14 protein-coding genes are annotated in these 15,175 nt (G+C 71.5%); 11 read left to right on the forward strand and 3 right to left on the reverse strand.

Going from position 1 to position 15,175, the window contains the following annotated elements; genetic code table 11:
- The first annotated feature begins 137 nt into the window (after positions 1–137).
- Positions 138–1,730: an ABC transporter substrate-binding protein gene (locus KSE_RS32895; RefSeq protein ID WP_014139708.1), complete on the forward strand. Its 1,593-nt coding sequence runs from the start codon at positions 138–140 to the stop codon at positions 1,728–1,730.
- 84 nt (positions 1,731–1,814) lie between these two features.
- On the opposite strand, the gene KSE_RS32900 is transcribed toward KSE_RS32895, so the two are convergent.
- Together KSE_RS32900 and KSE_RS32905 are read right to left on the reverse strand one after the other, a co-directional pair.
- Positions 1,815–2,486, reverse strand: coding sequence for a response regulator (locus KSE_RS32900; protein WP_014139709.1), 672 nt, complete (start codon positions 2,484–2,486; stop codon positions 1,815–1,817).
- Positions 2,487–3,353, reverse strand: a complete 867-nt coding sequence (locus KSE_RS32905) for a RecB family exonuclease (protein ID WP_014139710.1) — start codon at positions 3,351–3,353, stop codon at positions 2,487–2,489.
- A gap of 161 nt (positions 3,354–3,514) precedes the next feature.
- On the opposite strand from KSE_RS32905, the gene KSE_RS32910 reads away from it, so the two are divergent.
- The 3 genes from KSE_RS32910 (at position 3,515) to KSE_RS32920 (ending at position 6,464) form a co-directional block, all read left to right on the forward strand.
- Complete coding sequence (locus tag KSE_RS32910) at positions 3,515–4,711, forward strand: site-2 protease family protein (protein ID WP_014139711.1); 1,197 nt, start codon at positions 3,515–3,517, stop codon at positions 4,709–4,711.
- 45 nt (positions 4,712–4,756) lie between these two features.
- A complete protein-coding gene (locus tag KSE_RS32915) occupies positions 4,757–5,725 on the forward strand; it encodes a tRNA (adenine-N1)-methyltransferase (protein WP_014139712.1) in 969 nt (322 codons plus the stop codon).
- Between the two features lie 160 nt (positions 5,726–5,885).
- Positions 5,886–6,464, forward strand: coding sequence for a hypothetical protein (locus tag KSE_RS32920; RefSeq protein WP_051738426.1), 579 nt, complete (start codon positions 5,886–5,888; stop codon positions 6,462–6,464).
- 38 nt (positions 6,465–6,502) lie between these two features.
- Here the strand turns inward: KSE_RS32920 and KSE_RS32925 are convergent, their stop codons facing one another.
- Positions 6,503–6,790 (reverse strand): ferredoxin, encoded by a 288-nt coding sequence (locus KSE_RS32925; protein ID WP_014139714.1) that lies wholly within the window; start codon positions 6,788–6,790, stop codon positions 6,503–6,505.
- A gap of 232 nt (positions 6,791–7,022) precedes the next feature.
- On the opposite strand from KSE_RS32925, the gene arc reads away from it, so the two are divergent.
- The 7 genes from arc (at position 7,023) to KSE_RS32960 (ending at position 15,063) form a co-directional block, all read left to right on the forward strand.
- Positions 7,023–8,789, forward strand: a complete 1,767-nt coding sequence (arc, locus tag KSE_RS32930; RefSeq protein WP_014139715.1) for a proteasome ATPase — start codon at positions 7,023–7,025, stop codon at positions 8,787–8,789.
- A 103-nt stretch (positions 8,790–8,892) separates the two neighbouring features.
- Entirely contained in the window at positions 8,893–10,404 is a 1,512-nt protein-coding gene (gene dop, locus KSE_RS32935; RefSeq protein ID WP_014139716.1) for a depupylase/deamidase Dop, read from the forward strand.
- 97 nt (positions 10,405–10,501) lie between these two features.
- Entirely contained in the window at positions 10,502–10,720 is a 219-nt protein-coding gene (locus KSE_RS32940) for a ubiquitin-like protein Pup (RefSeq protein ID WP_014139717.1), read from the forward strand.
- A 179-nt stretch (positions 10,721–10,899) separates the two neighbouring features.
- Positions 10,900–11,745: a proteasome subunit beta gene (gene prcB, locus KSE_RS32945; protein ID WP_014139718.1), complete on the forward strand. Its 846-nt coding sequence runs from the start codon at positions 10,900–10,902 to the stop codon at positions 11,743–11,745.
- Between the two features lie 31 nt (positions 11,746–11,776).
- Positions 11,777–12,529 carry a proteasome subunit alpha gene (gene prcA / locus KSE_RS32950; protein WP_014139719.1) on the forward strand — a complete coding sequence of 251 codons (753 nt, stop codon included), beginning with the start codon at positions 11,777–11,779 and terminating at the stop codon, positions 12,527–12,529.
- Positions 12,530–12,626: 97 nt separating this feature from the next.
- Positions 12,627–13,988: a Pup--protein ligase gene (gene pafA / locus KSE_RS32955; protein ID WP_014139720.1), complete on the forward strand. Its 1,362-nt coding sequence runs from the start codon at positions 12,627–12,629 to the stop codon at positions 13,986–13,988.
- Positions 13,989–14,067: 79 nt separating this feature from the next.
- Positions 14,068–15,063 (forward strand): FKBP-type peptidyl-prolyl cis-trans isomerase, encoded by a 996-nt coding sequence (locus KSE_RS32960; RefSeq protein ID WP_014139721.1) that lies wholly within the window; start codon positions 14,068–14,070, stop codon positions 15,061–15,063.
- The last annotated feature ends 112 nt before the right edge of the window (positions 15,064–15,175 follow it).

A 15,175-nucleotide genomic window follows, 5' to 3' on the forward strand; every position in this document is an offset into this window, starting at 1 on the left:
GTGCCCGCCCGCACCCCGGAAACCCGGAGGAGCGCGCGCACGGCCGCAGCAGACCCGCGGCCGCCGCCCCACCCCGGCGCCGGACGGCGGGCCGCCGGCGACAAGCCGGCCGCACGCAGTGAGGAAGACCACCCCGCATGACGACGCCCAACCGCCTGGCCGCCCTCAGCTGCGCCGCCCTGGTCGCCACCACGGCGGCCGGCTGCGCCTCCGTCGAGAAGGCCGCCGGTGGCGGTGGCGACGGCACCATCACGATGGGCACCACCAACGTGACCAGCGTGCTCGACCCGGCCGGCGCCTACGACGCGGGCTCCTGGCTGGTCCTCAACAACTCCTTCCAGTCGCTGCTCAGCTTCCCCTCCGGCGCGACCGTCCCGCAGCCCGACGCCGCCGAGTCCTGCCAGTTCACCGGCAGCGACGCGCTCACCTACACCTGCACGCTGCGCTCCGGCCTGAAGTTCACCAACGGCCACCCGCTGACCGCCCAGGACGTCAAGTTCTCCATCGACCGGGTCAAGAAGATCGACGACCCGTCCGGCCCCGGCCCGCTGCTCTCCACCATCAAGTCGGTGGAGGTCTCCGGCGACCGGGACGTCACCTTCCGGCTGGAGAGCCCGGACGCGGTGCTCCCGGCGAAGCTCGCCTCCGCGGCCGGCGCGATCGTCGACCACCAGGTCTTCCCCGCCGACAAGCTGCTGGAGAACGGCAGGCTGGTCGGCTCCGGCCCCTACAAGATCGACTCGATCGAGGCCAAGGGCAAGGCCCCCGGCACCGTCCGGCTCAGCGCCAACCCGGGCTACCACGGCATCGCCAAGCTGCAGAACGACAAGTTCGCGGTCCGCTACTTCGACAAGCCGGACGAGCTGAAGTCCGCCATCGAGAGCGGCGCCGTCGACGTCACCGACAGCAGCCTCGACCCCGCCACCTCGGCCAGGATCAAGGACGAGGACATGGCCGGCACCGGCAAGCTCCGGGTCGCCGAGGGCGCCTCCGGCGAGACCCGCTACCTGGTCTTCAACACCAAGGACGAGACCGGCGGCAACCAGGCCGTCCGGCAGGCCGCCGCCCAGCTGATCGACCGCAAGGCGCTCTCCCACGACGTGTACGCGGGCACCGTGCAGCCGCTCTACTCCGTCGTCCCGGCGGGCCTGGCCGGCCACAACACCGCCTTCTTCGACAAGTACGGCGAGCCCGACCCGGCCAAGGCCAAGAAGATCCTGAACAACGCGCACGTCACCACCCCGGTCAAGCTCAACCTGACCTGGTCCCGCGCCCGGGCCGGCGCCGGCGAGATGAACGCCGTCAAGGAGCAGCTGGAGAACGGCGGCCTGTTCCAGGTCAACGTCCAGGAGGAGCCCGACTGGACCGCCTACCAGGCCGGCTGGAAGAACGGCAGCTACCAGGCGTACCCCGTCGGCTGGATCCCCGACTACGCCGACGCCGACGACTACATCAGCCCGCTGGTGGTCGACGGCGGCGCCTTCCACAACGGCTGGAACAGCACCCAGATCAGCGACAGGCTGGTGCCGGACTCGATCAAGCTCACCGACCGCTCCGGCGGCGGCGCCTACGACCAGATCCAGAAGATCCTGGCCGACGCGGTCCCGATGATCCCGCTGTTCCAGAACAAGTCCTTCTACGTCTACCACCCCGGCATCACCGGCGTGGACGCGACGGTGGACAACACCGGCGTGTTCCGGTTCTGGGAGATCGGCCGCACCTCGAAGTAACGTTCCGCCGGCTCGACGCGCAACGGCCCGCCACCCCCCCCGCGGGGGGTGGCGGGCCGTTCGGCGTGCGGGGCGCGGCGGCCGCTACAGCGCGCCGGGGCGGACCAGGCCGCTCTCGTACGCGTACACCGCCGCCTGCACCCGGTCGCGCAGCTGCAGCTTGGTCAGCACGTGGCCGACGTGCGTCTTCACCGTGGTCTCCGAGACGAACAGCTCGGCGGCGATCTCCGCGTTCGACAGCCCGCGCGCCACCAGCCGCAGCACCTCCACCTCGCGCTCGGTCAGCACCGTCAGCGCCTGCGGCGGCGCCTCGTCGCCGGAGGGCAGCTTGGTGGCGTACATGTCCAGCAGCCGGCGGGTCACCGACGGGGCCAGCATCGCCGCGCCGTCCGCCACCACCCGGATCGCCTGCACCAGCTCCTCGGCCGGCACGTCCTTCAGCAGGAAGCCGCTGGCCCCCGCGCGCAGCGCCTCCACCACGTACTCGTCCAGGTCGAAGGTGGTCAGCACCAGCACCTTGGCCGGCCCGTCCCGGTCCGGCCCGGCGATCCGCCGGGTCGCCTCCACGCCGTCCATCCGCGGCATCCGGATGTCCATCAGCACCACGTCCGGCTGCAGGGCGCGGACCTGGTCCAGCGCCTGCTGCCCGTCGCCCGCCTCGCCGACCACCACCAGGTCGGACTCCGCCTCCAGGATCATCCGGAAACCGGTACGCAGCAGCGGCTGGTCGTCCACCAGCAGCACACGGATCGTCACCTACGACTCCTTGCCGGGAAGGTTTTCTGTTGCCAGGGGCAGCGGGTACGGCGGGGGAGTGCCGCCGAACTCCGGGCAGGACGCCTGGTGGTCGCACCAGTCGCACAGCCGGTTGCGGGTCGCCGGGAAGTCACCGGTGGCCACCGCCGCCGAGATCGCCTCCCACAGCGCCTCCAGCTTCCGCTCCACCGAGAGCAGGTCGGCCTCGTCCGGGTCGTACGTCACCACGTCCCCGCCGCCGCCCAGGTAGACCAGCTGCAGGCGCTTGGGGACCACGCCCTTCCACCGCCACACCACCAGCGCGTAGAACTTCATCTGGAACATCGCCTTGCCCTCGAAGTCCCGCGAGGGCGCCCGGCCGGTCTTGTAGTCCACCAGCCGGACCTCGCCGGACGGCGCGACGTCCACCCGGTCGATGTACCCGCGCAGCGGCAGCCCCGAGGCCAGCGCGGTCTCCACGTACAGCTCCCGCTCCACCGGGTGCAGCCGGGTCGGGTCCTCCAGCCGGAACCACCTGTCGACCAGCTTGCCCGCGTCGGCCAGCCAGCCGGCCAACTCGCCCGGCTCGCCCGGGAACAGTTCGGCCAGCTCCGGCCGTTCCCCCAGCAGCCGCTCCCACTGCGGTTCCAGCAGCCCGCGCGCCCGCTCCGGCGTGCGCTCGGCCGGCGGGTGGTCGAACAGCCGCTCCAGCACCGCGTGCACCAGCGTGCCCCGGGTCGCCGCCTGCGACGGCGGCTCCGGCAGCCGGTCGATCACCCGCAGCCGGTACAGCAGCGGGCAGGTCATGAAGTCACCCGCCCGGGACGGCGACAGCCCGGTCGGCCGGGCGGCCGGACGGGGAGCGGGCGGAGGGTCGGTCTGCTGCATGCCACGACCCTATTGCACCGAACGGACACCAGGGGCGAACGGGTCGAAGAGCTGGGTACAAGGAAAGGGGAGGGCGGGCGGGGTGCGCCCCCGTTCCCGGGGAGAGATCACGTAGCGTACGGGGCACCAGCAGCTGTGGACGGCGGAACGGGAGGAGCACGGTGAACGACACCGAGGGGCGGGCACCGGAGAAGCCGAAGCCCGACGACCAGCCGCGCGGCGGCATCCTGATGGGCCGTCCGTTCGGCGTGCCCGTCTACGTCACCCCGTCCTGGTTCCTGGTCGCCGCGCTGATCACCTGGATCTTCGGCAGCCGGCTCGCCGACGTGCTGCCCGACCTCGGCGGCGCCCGCTACCTGCTCGCCTTCTCCTTCGCCGTCGCCTTCTACGGCTCCGTCCTGATCCACGAACTCGCCCACACCGTGGTCGGCCTGCGCTACAAGCTCGGCGTCCGCCGGATCCAGCTGCAGTTCCTCGGCGGCGTCTCCGAGATCGAGAAGGAGGCCGACCGCCCCTGGCGCGAGTTCTGGCTCGCCTTCGTCGGCCCGCTGCTCTCGCTCCTGCTCGGCGGCGCCTTCTGGCTCGGCCTGCGCGCCGTCGAACCCGCCACCGTGCCCGGCGTGCTGCTGGCCGGCCTGATGGTCTCCAACCTGGTCGTCGCCGCCTTCAACCTGCTCCCCGGCCTCCCGCTGGACGGCGGCCGGATGCTGCGCGCCGTCGTCTGGGCGCTCACCGGCGACCCGATGAAGGGCACCCTGGCCGCCGTCTGGGTCGGCCGCGCCCTCGCCGTCGCCGTCGTCCTCGGCCTGCCGATGCTCGGCTCCGCCCAGGACGTCGAACGCTCCACCACCGAGGCCATGGTCGACGGCGTGCTCGCCGCGATCCTCGGCTTCATCATCTGGCAGGGCGCCGGCAACTCGCTGCGCAACGCCCGCCTCAAGGCCGTCCTGCCCCGGCTCAAGGTCCGCGAACTCGCCCGCCGCAGCATCGACGTCCCCGCCGACACCCCGCTCGGCGAGGCCATGCGCCGCGCCCGCGAGGCGCACGCCGGCGCGATCGTGGTGGTCGACGGGCGCGGCGAACCCGTCGCCGTGGTCAAGGAGTCCGCGGTCGGCGCCGTCCCCGAGCACCGCCGCCCCTGGATCGCCGTCACCGCCGTCGCCCGCGACCTCGAACCCGGCCTCACCGTCCCCGTCGACCTGGACGGCGAACAGCTCCTCGACGTGCTCCGCCGCGCCCCCGCCACCGAGTACCTGGTGGTCCGCCCCGACGGCTCGGTCTACGGCGTGCTCTCCCTCACCGACCTCGAACGACGCCTCAGCGCCGCCCTCCAGGGGCGGGCCGCCGGCGCGAACTGATCATGTGGTCGGGGGCAGCCCTCCGGCTCCCGTAGGATGGCCCCCATGTCCGAACCGACCGGTGCCACCCGCCGACGCGGGCCCTTCCAGGTCGGGGACCAGGTCCAGCTGACCGACCCCAAGGGCCGCCACTACACGTTCACGCTCCAGGCCGGGAACCAGTTCCACACCCACAAGGGTATGTTCCCGCACGACGAGCTGATCGGCGCTCCCGAGGGCACGGTCGTCCGCACGACGGGCAACGTCCCGTACCTCGCGCTGCGCCCCCTGCTCCCCGACTACGTCCTGTCCATGCCGCGCGGCGCGGCCGTGATCTACCCCAAGGACGCGGGGCAGATCCTGGCCATGGCCGACATCTTCGCCGGCGCGAAGGTGGTCGAGGCGGGCGTCGGCTCCGGCGCCCTCTCCACCTACCTGCTGCGCGCCGTCGGCGACACCGGCTCGCTGGCCTCCTACGAGCGCCGGCAGGACTTCGCCGACATCGCCAAGGGCAACGTCGAGCGCTACTTCGGCGGACCGCACCCGGCCTGGAAGCTCACCGTCGGCGACCTCCAGGACAACCTGGTGGAGACCGACGTCGACCGCGTCATCCTCGACATGCTCGCCCCCTGGGAGTGCCTGGACGTCGCCTCCAAGGCGCTCGTCCCCGGCGGCCTGATCTGCTGCTACGTGGCCACCACCACCCAGATGTCGCGCACCGTCGAGGCGCTGCGCGAGCACGGCACCTTCACCGAGCCGCAGGCCTGGGAGACCATGGTCCGCACCTGGCACCTGGAGGGCCTCGCCGTCCGCCCGGACCACCGGATGATCGGCCACACCGGCTTCCTGCTCACCGCCCGCCGCCTCGCCGACGGCGTCGAGCCCCCGCTGCGCCGCCGCCGCCCCGCCAAGGGCTCCTACGGCGAGGACTACGAGACCGGCCCCGACACCGAGCTGACGCTCGCCGAGCGCGCCGCGATCCGCAAGGCCCAGCGCGAGGCCGCCTCGCACGACGCGCGCGACCTGCCGCAGTAGCGGCGGACGCGCGCACCCGCCCACGGCCGGGGCGCGGGAACGGCAGGCGACTGCCCGTCCCGCGCCCCGGCCGTCGGCGTCCGCCGGCCCGTGCGGCCCTGGTGGGGGCGGACGGCGGCCGGTGTGCGAGGATGCGCGGACCGGAAAGGGGAGTCTCGTGGTGACGGAGCGTCGGATACCCGGGCACGCGCGGTCGGGCCTGAAGCACTGGGTGCTGGTCGCGGCCGGCTGCGCGGCCGTGGTGGGCGGGGCGCTGGGGGCGACCTCGGCGACCGGGGCGGTGACGGCGGGCCAGCCGGCCGCCGGACCCCTGCCCGCACCCGCGTCCCCGGAGGCGCGGTCGGCGCCGCCGGCCGAGGCCGACCTGGCGAAGGTGCCGTTCCCGCTGGAGTGCGGGCCGTTCCCGGTCGCGGTGAGCCTGCGGACCTCGGCGCTGTCCGCCGGGCAGCCGCTGACGGTCGCCGCCGCGCACTGCCAGGCCGACATGGGCACCCCGCCGGACGGCGTGTTCCTGGTCGGCGCGGACGGCCGCCCGGTCGTCCTGCTGCCCGACAGCGAGGGCCTGACCGTCACCGAACTGGCGATCCGCAGCGACGGCTCGATCCGCGGCAGGGCCCGCGGCTACTCGTCCCCCGACGTGCCGCGCTTCTCGCCCGACCTCCAGGTCGAGCTGGTCTGGCAGCGGGTCTCCGGGACCTGGAAGGCCACCGAGACCAGGACCCCCGTCCAGGGCACCTGACGGCCCCTCGGCACGGCCCTCGGCGCCCCCCGGTCGGCCTACTCGGCGTCCGGCCCGTAGACCTCGACGCCGTCCGCCGCGCGGCGGACGTGGATGCAGTCGCCGGGGCAGTCCTTGGCCGAGTCGACCACGTCCTGAAGCAGCGTCAGCGGCACGGGCACGCTCTGGCCCGGCTGCTGGCGCAGCTCGTCGTCCTCGCCCTTCACGTAGGCGAGCCCGTCGATGTCGAGCTCGAAGACCTCGGGCGCGTACTGCGCGCAGATGCCGTCGCCGGTGCACAGATCCTGGTCGATCCAGACTTCGAGTGCCTCGCCCGTCCCCGCCATTGCCCCTGCCGTTTCTGCGCTCGTCGCCCCGTATTCGGGGACATTCCTGTCACGATACATCCGCGCTGCTTTGAACCGTTGAGCGGTGGGCATCTCCTCTACCAAGAGGGGAAGCACGCAGGGCGAACAACCGGACACGCCCGACCCGCCTTTCTGATCACTAAGGGGTTTACATCGCCCTGGTCCCAGGTAGGTTTGGGTCGTCCAGCTCCCCCAGGAGGAGGTGAGGACCGTGGCAGCCCACGATGACGAGTACGACCGCAGCGCCGGCAGGCCCGCACGGGGGTCCGACGAGGCCGCGCAGGTTTCCTACCTCGAGCAGGAGATCGCTGTCCTTCGGCGCAGGCTCGCGGATTCCCCGCGCGGATCGAGGATCCTCGAGGAGCGGATCACCGAGCTCCAGACCAACCTGGCGGGTGTGACCGCCCAGAACGAGAGGCTCGTCTCCACCCTGCGCGAGGCCCGCGACCAGATCGTGGCCCTCAAGGAGGAGGTCGACCGCCTCGCCCAGCCCCCGGCCGGGTTCGGCACCTTCCTCGAGAAGAACGAGGACGGCACCGCCGACATCTTCACCGGCGGCCGCAAGCTCCGGGTCAACGTCAGCCCCAGCGTCGAGCTGGACGAGCTGCGCCGCGGCCAGGAGGTGATGCTCAACGAGGCGCTCAACGTCGTCGAGGCGATGGAGTTCGAGCGGATCGGCGAGATCGTCTCGCTCAAGGAGGTGCTGGAGGGCGGCGACCGCGCGCTGGTCACCGGCCACACCGACGAGGAGCGGGTGGTCCGGCTCGCCGAGCCCCTGCACGGCGTGACGCTCCGACCGGGCGACGCGCTGCTGCTGGAGCCCCGTTCCGGCTACGTCTACGAGGTGGTGCCGAAGTCCGAGGTCGAGGAGCTGGTCCTCGAGGAGGTCCCGGACATCGACTACCGGCAGATCGGCGGCCTCTCCGGCCAGATCGAGCAGATCCGGGACGCCGTCGAGCTCCCGTACCTACACGCCGAGCTGTTCCGGGAGTACGAGCTGCGGCCGCCCAAGGGCGTCCTGCTCTACGGCCCGCCCGGCTGCGGCAAGACGCTGATCGCCAAGGCGGTGGCCAACTCGCTGGCCAAGAAGGTCGCCGAGGTGACCGGCCGGCCGCAGGGCAAGAGCTACTTCCTGAACATCAAGGGCCCCGAGCTGCTCAACAAGTACGTCGGCGAGACCGAGCGGCAGATCCGGCTGGTCTTCCAGCGGGCCCGGGAGAAGGCGAGCGAGGGCACGCCCGTCATCGTCTTCTTCGACGAGATGGAGTCGCTGTTCCGCACCCGCGGCTCCGGTGTCAGCTCGGACGTGGAGAACACCATCGTCCCGCAGCTGCTGGCGGAGATCGACGGCGTGGAGGGCCTGGAGAACGTCATCGTGATCGGCGCCTCCAACCGCGAGGACATGATCGACCCGGCGATCCTGCGGCCCGGCCGGCTGGACGTCAAGATCAAGATCGAGCGGCCGGACGCCGAGGCGGCCAAGGACATCTTCTCCAAGTACCTCAAGGACACCCTGCCGTTCCACCCGGACGACCTCAAGGAGCACGACGGCTCGGTGTCGGTCACCGTCGCCGCCATGATCCAGTCGGTGGTCGAGCGGATGTACTCGGAGACCGAGGAGAACCGCTTCCTGGAGGTCACCTACGCCAACGGTGACAAGGAAGTGCTGTTCTTCAAGGACTTCAACTCCGGCGCGATGATCCAGAACATCGTCGACCGGGCGAAGAAGATGGCCATCAAGGACTACCTCGACCACGGCCAGCGCGGTCTGCGCGTCTCCCACCTGCTCGCCGCCTGCGTGGACGAGTTCAAGGAGAACGAGGACCTGCCCAACACCACCAACCCGGACGACTGGGCCCGCATCTCCGGCAAGAAGGGCGAGCGGATCGTCTTCATCCGCACCCTCGTCACCGGCAAGCAGGGCGCCGAGTCCGGCCGCTCCATCGACACCGTCGCCAACACGGGGCAGTACCTGTAGCACGCGCAGCACCCCGTCCGGCCGCGGCGCCCGGCAGGCCCCGCGGCCGGACGGCGCGTCCGCGCCGGCAGTACCGGCAGTACCCACAGGTCAGGAGGGCCGCATGACCGTACGGCGCGTGATGGGTATCGAGACCGAGTACGGCATCTCCGTGCCCGGGCACCCCAACGCGAACGCCATGCTCACCTCGTCCCAGATCGTCAACGCCTACGCGGCGGCGATGCACCGGGCGCGCCGCGCCCGCTGGGACTTCGAGGAGGAGAACCCGCTGCGCGACGCCCGGGGCTTCGACCTGGCCCGGGACGTGGCGGACGCCAGCCAGCTCACCGACGAGGACATCGGCCTGGCCAACGTCATCCTCACCAACGGCGCCCGGTTCTACGTCGACCACGCGCACCCCGAGTACTCCTCGCCCGAGGTCACCAACCCGCGGGACGCGGTGCTCTGGGACAAGGCGGGCGAGCGGATCATGGCGGAGGCCGCCGAGCGCGCCCTCGAACTGCCCAACGGCCAGCGGATCCTGCTGTACAAGAACAACACCGACAACAAGGGCGCCTCCTACGGCACCCACGAGAACTACCTGATGCAGCGGGCCACCCCGTTCGCCGACATCGTCCGGCACCTCACCCCGTTCTTCGTCTCCCGCCAGGTGGTGTGCGGGGCCGGCCGGGTGGGCATCGGGCAGGAGGGCGGCGGGCACGGCTTCCAGATCAGCCAGCGCGCCGACTACTTCGAGGTCGAGGTCGGCCTGGAGACCACGCTCAAGCGGCCGATCATCAACACCCGCGACGAACCGCACGCCGACGCCGAGAAGTACCGCCGGCTGCACGTCATCATCGGCGACGCCAACCTCTCCGAGATCTCCACCTACCTCAAGCTGGGCACCACCGCGCTGGTCCTGTCGATGATCGAGGACGGCTTCATCGCCGTCGACCTCGCCGTCGACCAGCCGGTCCGCACCCTGCACCGGGTCTCCCACGACCCCGGGCTCAAGCAGCTCGTCCAGCTGCGCAGCGGCCGCAGGCTGACCGCCGTCCAGCTCCAGATGGAGTACTGCGAGCTGGCCCGGAAGTACGTCGAGGACCGCTACGGGCAGGACGCCGACGACCAGACCATGGACGTGCTGGCCCGCTGGGAGGACGTGCTGGGCCGGCTGGAGCGCGACCCGATGAGCCTGTCCCGGCAGCTCGACTGGATCGCCAAGAAGGAGATCCTGGAGGGCTACCGGCAGCGCGACGCGCTCGGCTGGGACAGCCCCCGGCTGCAGCTGGTCGACCTCCAGTACAGCGACGTGCGGGCCGAGAAGGGCCTCTACAACCGGCTGGAGGCGCGCGGGCGGTTCGAGCGGCTCTTCACCGAGGAGGAGGTCCGCCGCGCCGTCACCCAGCCCCCCGACGACACCCGGGCGTACTTCCGCGGCCGCTGCCTGGAGCAGTACGCCGACCACGTGGCCGCGGCCTCCTGGGACTCCGTCATCTTCGACCTGCCCGGGCACGACAGCCTCCAGCGCGTCCCGACCATGGAGCCGCTGCGCGGCACCCGGGCGCACGTCAAGGAGCTGCTCGACCGCTGCCGCACCGCGGAGGACCTGGTGCGGGTGCTGTCCGGCGGGTAACTTTTCGATCACCGGGGGTGAACATTTCCCGGACGGGGAATCATTCCGGTGAGCAGTCAGCGTTGAACGGGAACACCGAACGAGCGGGGTGAGGGAAATGGCGGAGAAGGACACCGGCGGCGGTCAGCAGCGGGCCAACCGCTCCTCCGAGGAGGTGGAGGAGCAGGCCGCGGAAACTCAGACCTCGGACGAGCTCAAGGAGCGCCAGGAAAAGCTCAGCGACGACGTCGACTCGGTACTCGACGAAATCGACGAGGTCCTGGAATCCAACGCCGAGGACTTCGTGCGCGGATTCGTGCAGAAGGGCGGCGAGTGAGAGGGGGAAACCCCCTCCTCCACCGAGAACAGCACCACGAGCGCCGCAGGTGTGCCCTGAGCGCGCCTGCGGCCTCGCGTTCCCGCGAACTCCTCCACGGGGCACGTGGAACCGGCCCCGGAAGCGGGTAGGGTCCGGGGCACCAAGCAACTTTCGATCTTCGATCCGGAAGGACACGTGTGGAAGCCAACCTCAGTGGCACCGGGCGTCTGCCGGCCGCCTTCCTCACCCCCGGCTCCTCCTCGTTCCTCGACTTCCTCGACAGCCACGCGCCCCAGCTGCTGCCCGGCCGGCGCGCCCTCCCCGAGGGGATGACCATCGAGGCGCCGCACGGCACCACCATCGTCGCCGCGGTCTTCGACGGCGGCGTGGTGCTGGCCGGCGACCGCCGCGCCACCATGGGCAACGTCATCGCCCAGCGGGACATCGAGAAGGTCTTCCCGGCCGACGAGTACAGCGCCGTCGGCATCGCCGGCACGGCCGGCCTCGCGGTCGAGATGGTCCGGCTGTTCCAGCTGGAACTGGAGCACTACGAGAAGATCGAGGGCACCGTCCTCTCGCTGGAGGGCAAGGCCAACCGGCTCACCACGATGATCCGCTCCAACCTGGCGATGGCCATGCAGGGCCTCGCGGTCGTCCCGGTCTTCGCCGGCTACGACCTCGACCTCGGCCGGGGCCGGATCTTCACCTACGACGTGACCGGCGGCCGCTCCGAGGAGCGGGCCGGCTTCGCCGCCACCGGCTCCGGCTCGGTGTTCGCCCGCGGCTCGATGAAGAAGCTCTACCGGGACGGGCTGAACGGCGACCAGGCCGCGACCCTCGCCGTCCAGGCGCTCTACGACGCCGACGACGACGACTCCGCGACCGGCGGCCCCGACCTGGCCCGCAAGATCTTCCCGATCGTCTCGCTGATCACCGAGGACGGCTTCCGCCGGCTCACCGAGGACGAGGTCGCCGAGATCGCGGTCTCGATCACCGACCAGCGCCGCGAGCACCCGAACGGCCCGCAGGCCCCGCTCCTCTGAGTCCGCCCCCACCACCGAAGGGAGACCGGCGGTGTCCACGCCGTTCTACGTCTCACCCCAGCAGGCCATGGCGGACCGCGCGGAGTACGCCCGCAAGGGCATCGCCCGCGGCCGCAGCGTGGTCGTGCTCACCTACGCCGACGGCATCCTCTTCGTCGCGGAGAACACCTCCCGGGCCCTGCACAAGGTCTCCGAGATCTACGACAAGATCGCCTTCGCCGCGGTCGGCCGCTACAACGAGTTCGAGAACCTGCGGATCGGCGGCGTCCGCTACGCCGACCTGCGCGGCTACTCCTACGACCGGGCCGACGTCACCGCCCGCGGCCTGGCCAACGTCTACGCCCAGACCCTCGGCACGATCTTCTCCTCGGTCGGCGAGAAGCCCTACGAGGTCGAGCTGATCGTGGCCGAGGTCGGCCGCACCGACGCCGACGACCAGATCTACCGGCTCACCCCCGACGGCTCGGTGGTGGACGAGAAGAACGCCGTCGTGGTCGGCGGCAACGCCGACTCCATCGGCAACTACCTCGGCCAGCGCCACCGCGCCGGGCTGGGCCTCGCGGAGGCGCTCAAGCTGGCGGTCGACGGGCTGGCCCGCGACCCCAACGGCGGCACCCCCCGCGCCCTGACCCCGGAGCAGCTGGAGGTCGCCGTGCTGGACCGCCAGCGCCCCCAGCAGCGCAAGTTCAAGCGGATCCTGGGCGGCCAGCTGGCCCGACTGCTCAGCGGCGACGAGTCGGCCGCCGCCGAGGACGACAGCGACGCGAGCGCCGACACCGAATGACCGGCCCGGGCGGCCCGCCGAGAGGGGCGGGCCGCCCGACGGTCCACCGACCGCCACCGAGGGGTTCCACCGAGCTTCGAACAGAGAAGAGTCGCCCATGGACCGTCGAATTTTCGGGATCGAGAACGAGTACGGCGTCACCTGCACCTTCCGGGGCCAGCGCCGGCTGTCGCCGGACGAGGTCGCCCGCTACCTCTTCCGCCGGGTGGTCTCCTGGGGCCGCAGCAGCAACGTGTTCCTGAAGAACGGCGCCCGGCTCTACCTGGACGTCGGCTCCCACCCCGAGTACGCGACCCCCGAGTGCGACGACGTGACCGAGCTGGTCACCCACGACAAGTCCGGCGAGCGGATCCTCGAGGGGCTGCTGGTGGACGCCGAGCGGCGGCTGCACGAGGAGGGCATCGCCGGCGACGTCTACCTGTTCAAGAACAACACCGACTCGGCCGGCAACTCCTACGGCTGCCACGAGAACTACCTGGTGGCCCGGCACGGCGAGTTCTCCCGGCTGGCGGACGTGCTGATCCCGTTCCTGGTCACCCGGCAGCTGATCTGCGGGGCCGGCAAGGTGCTGCAGACCCCGCGCGGCGCGGTCTACTGCGTCAGCCAGCGGGCCGAGCACATCTGGGAGGGCGTCAGCTCGGCGACCACCCGCTCCCGGCCGATCATCAACACCCGGGACGAGCCGCACGCCGACGCCGAGCGCTACCGGCGGCTGCACGTCATCGTCGGCGACTCCAACATGTCGGAGACCACCACGCTGCTCAAGGTCGGCGCCACCGACCTGGTGCTGCGGCTGATCGAGGCCGGCGTGGTGATGCGCGACCTGACGCTGGAGAACCCGATCCGGGCGATCCGCGAGGTCAGCCACGACCTGACCGGCACCCACCAGGTCCGGCTCGCCAACGGCCGGGAGGCCTCCGCCCTGGAGATCCAGGAGGAGTACTACACCAAGGCGCTGGAGTTCGCCGACCGCAAGGGCCTCAACGAGGGCACCGTGGCCCGGGTGCTGGAGCTGTGGGGCCGCACCCTGGAGGCGATCCGCACCGAGGACCTGGCCAAGGTCGGCACCGAGATCGACTGGATCATGAAGTACCAGCTGATCGAGAAGTACCGGGCCAAGCACCAGATGACCATGTCCAACCCGCGGGTCGCCCAGATCGACCTCGCCTACCACGACATCCACCGCCGCCGCGGCCTGTTCTACCTGCTGCAGAAGAACGGCCAGGCCAAGCGGGTCACCACCGACCTGCTGACCTTCCAGGGCAAGTCGGTGCCCCCGCAGACCACCCGGGCCCGGCTGCGCGGCGACTTCATCCGCCGCGCCCAGGAGCAGCGCCGCGACTTCACCGTCGACTGGGTGCACCTCAAGCTGAACGACCAGGCGCAGCGCACCGTGCTGTGCAAGGACCCGTTCCGCTCGGTCGACGAGCGGGTGGAGAAGCTGATCGCCGGGATGTGACCCGCCGGGTCGCCACGGCCCGTCGGGGCGCGCCGAGCGCCTCCGACGGGCCGGACGAATCGGGTCATAGGCTGACGCCATGCGTCGAATCGCCTGCCTGCTCACCCTGCCCCTGACCGCCGCGCTGCTCGCCGGATGCAGTAGTTCGGACGGCTCCGGGAAGTCCGCCGCGACGACGCCGGCGTCCTCCTCGGCCTCCGCCGTCGCGGTGCCCAGCCCGGTGGCGTCCGCCTCGCCGATGCCGGTGGTCAGCGGCGAGTTCGGCTCGAAGGCGACCATCACCCTGCCGTCGGAGCCGCCGTCCGGGCAGTTCGTGGTGAGCACCGTGAGCGAGGGCTCCGGGGCGGTGGTCAGCAAGAACGACTGGGTGACCGTCAACTACACGGTCAAGGACTGGACCAGCGGCAAGGACCTGTCCAGCTCCTACGACGACAAGGGCAAGCCGCAGCTCTACCAGGCCGGCACCGGGCAGCTGGTGCCCGCCTTCGACCAGAGCGTGCTCGGCAAGAAGGCCGGCTCCCGGGTGCTGGTGGTCGCCCCGCCGGCCGCCGGGTTCGGCGGCCAGGGCTCCAGCGCGCTGGGCGTCGGCAAGGACGACACCGTGGTGTTCGTGCTGGACGTGATGAAGTCCACGCCGCCGGACGCCACCATCCCCGGCGACCTCGTCCAGCCGCCCGCCACCGCCCCGCAGGTGAAGGACAACGGCAAGGCCGCGCCGACCATCACCATCCCGGCCGGCCAGCAGCCGCCCGCCGACCTGCAGCAGTACGTGCTGGTGAAGGGCGGCGGCCCGGAGGTGCAGAGCGGGCAGACGCTGCTCGTCCAGTACACCGGCGTGACCTGGGCGGACGGCAAGCAGTTCGACTCCTCGTGGAACCACGGCGGCGCGCAGGCCCTGCAGGTCGGCGCCGGCAGCCTGATCAAGGGCTGGGACCAGGGGCTGGTCGGCAAGCCGGTCGGCAGCCGGGTGCTGCTGGTGGTGCCGCCCGCGCTGGGCTACGGCGACCAGGCCAGCGGGTCCATCCCGGCGAACTCCACCCTGGTCTTCGAGATCGACATCCTGGACGCCGTCTGAGAACCGCCTGACAGCGGGGCCAGGGCCGGTCCGACCCGCTCTCATGCCGACCTGACATACTGCTGCCCCGCACCAGTGGTACACGCGTCGTCGGGCGAGTCGAATGGGGAGT

This window comes from Kitasatospora setae KM-6054, from assembly GCF_000269985.1.
Lineage (GTDB): Bacteria > Actinomycetota > Actinomycetes > Streptomycetales > Streptomycetaceae > Kitasatospora > Kitasatospora setae.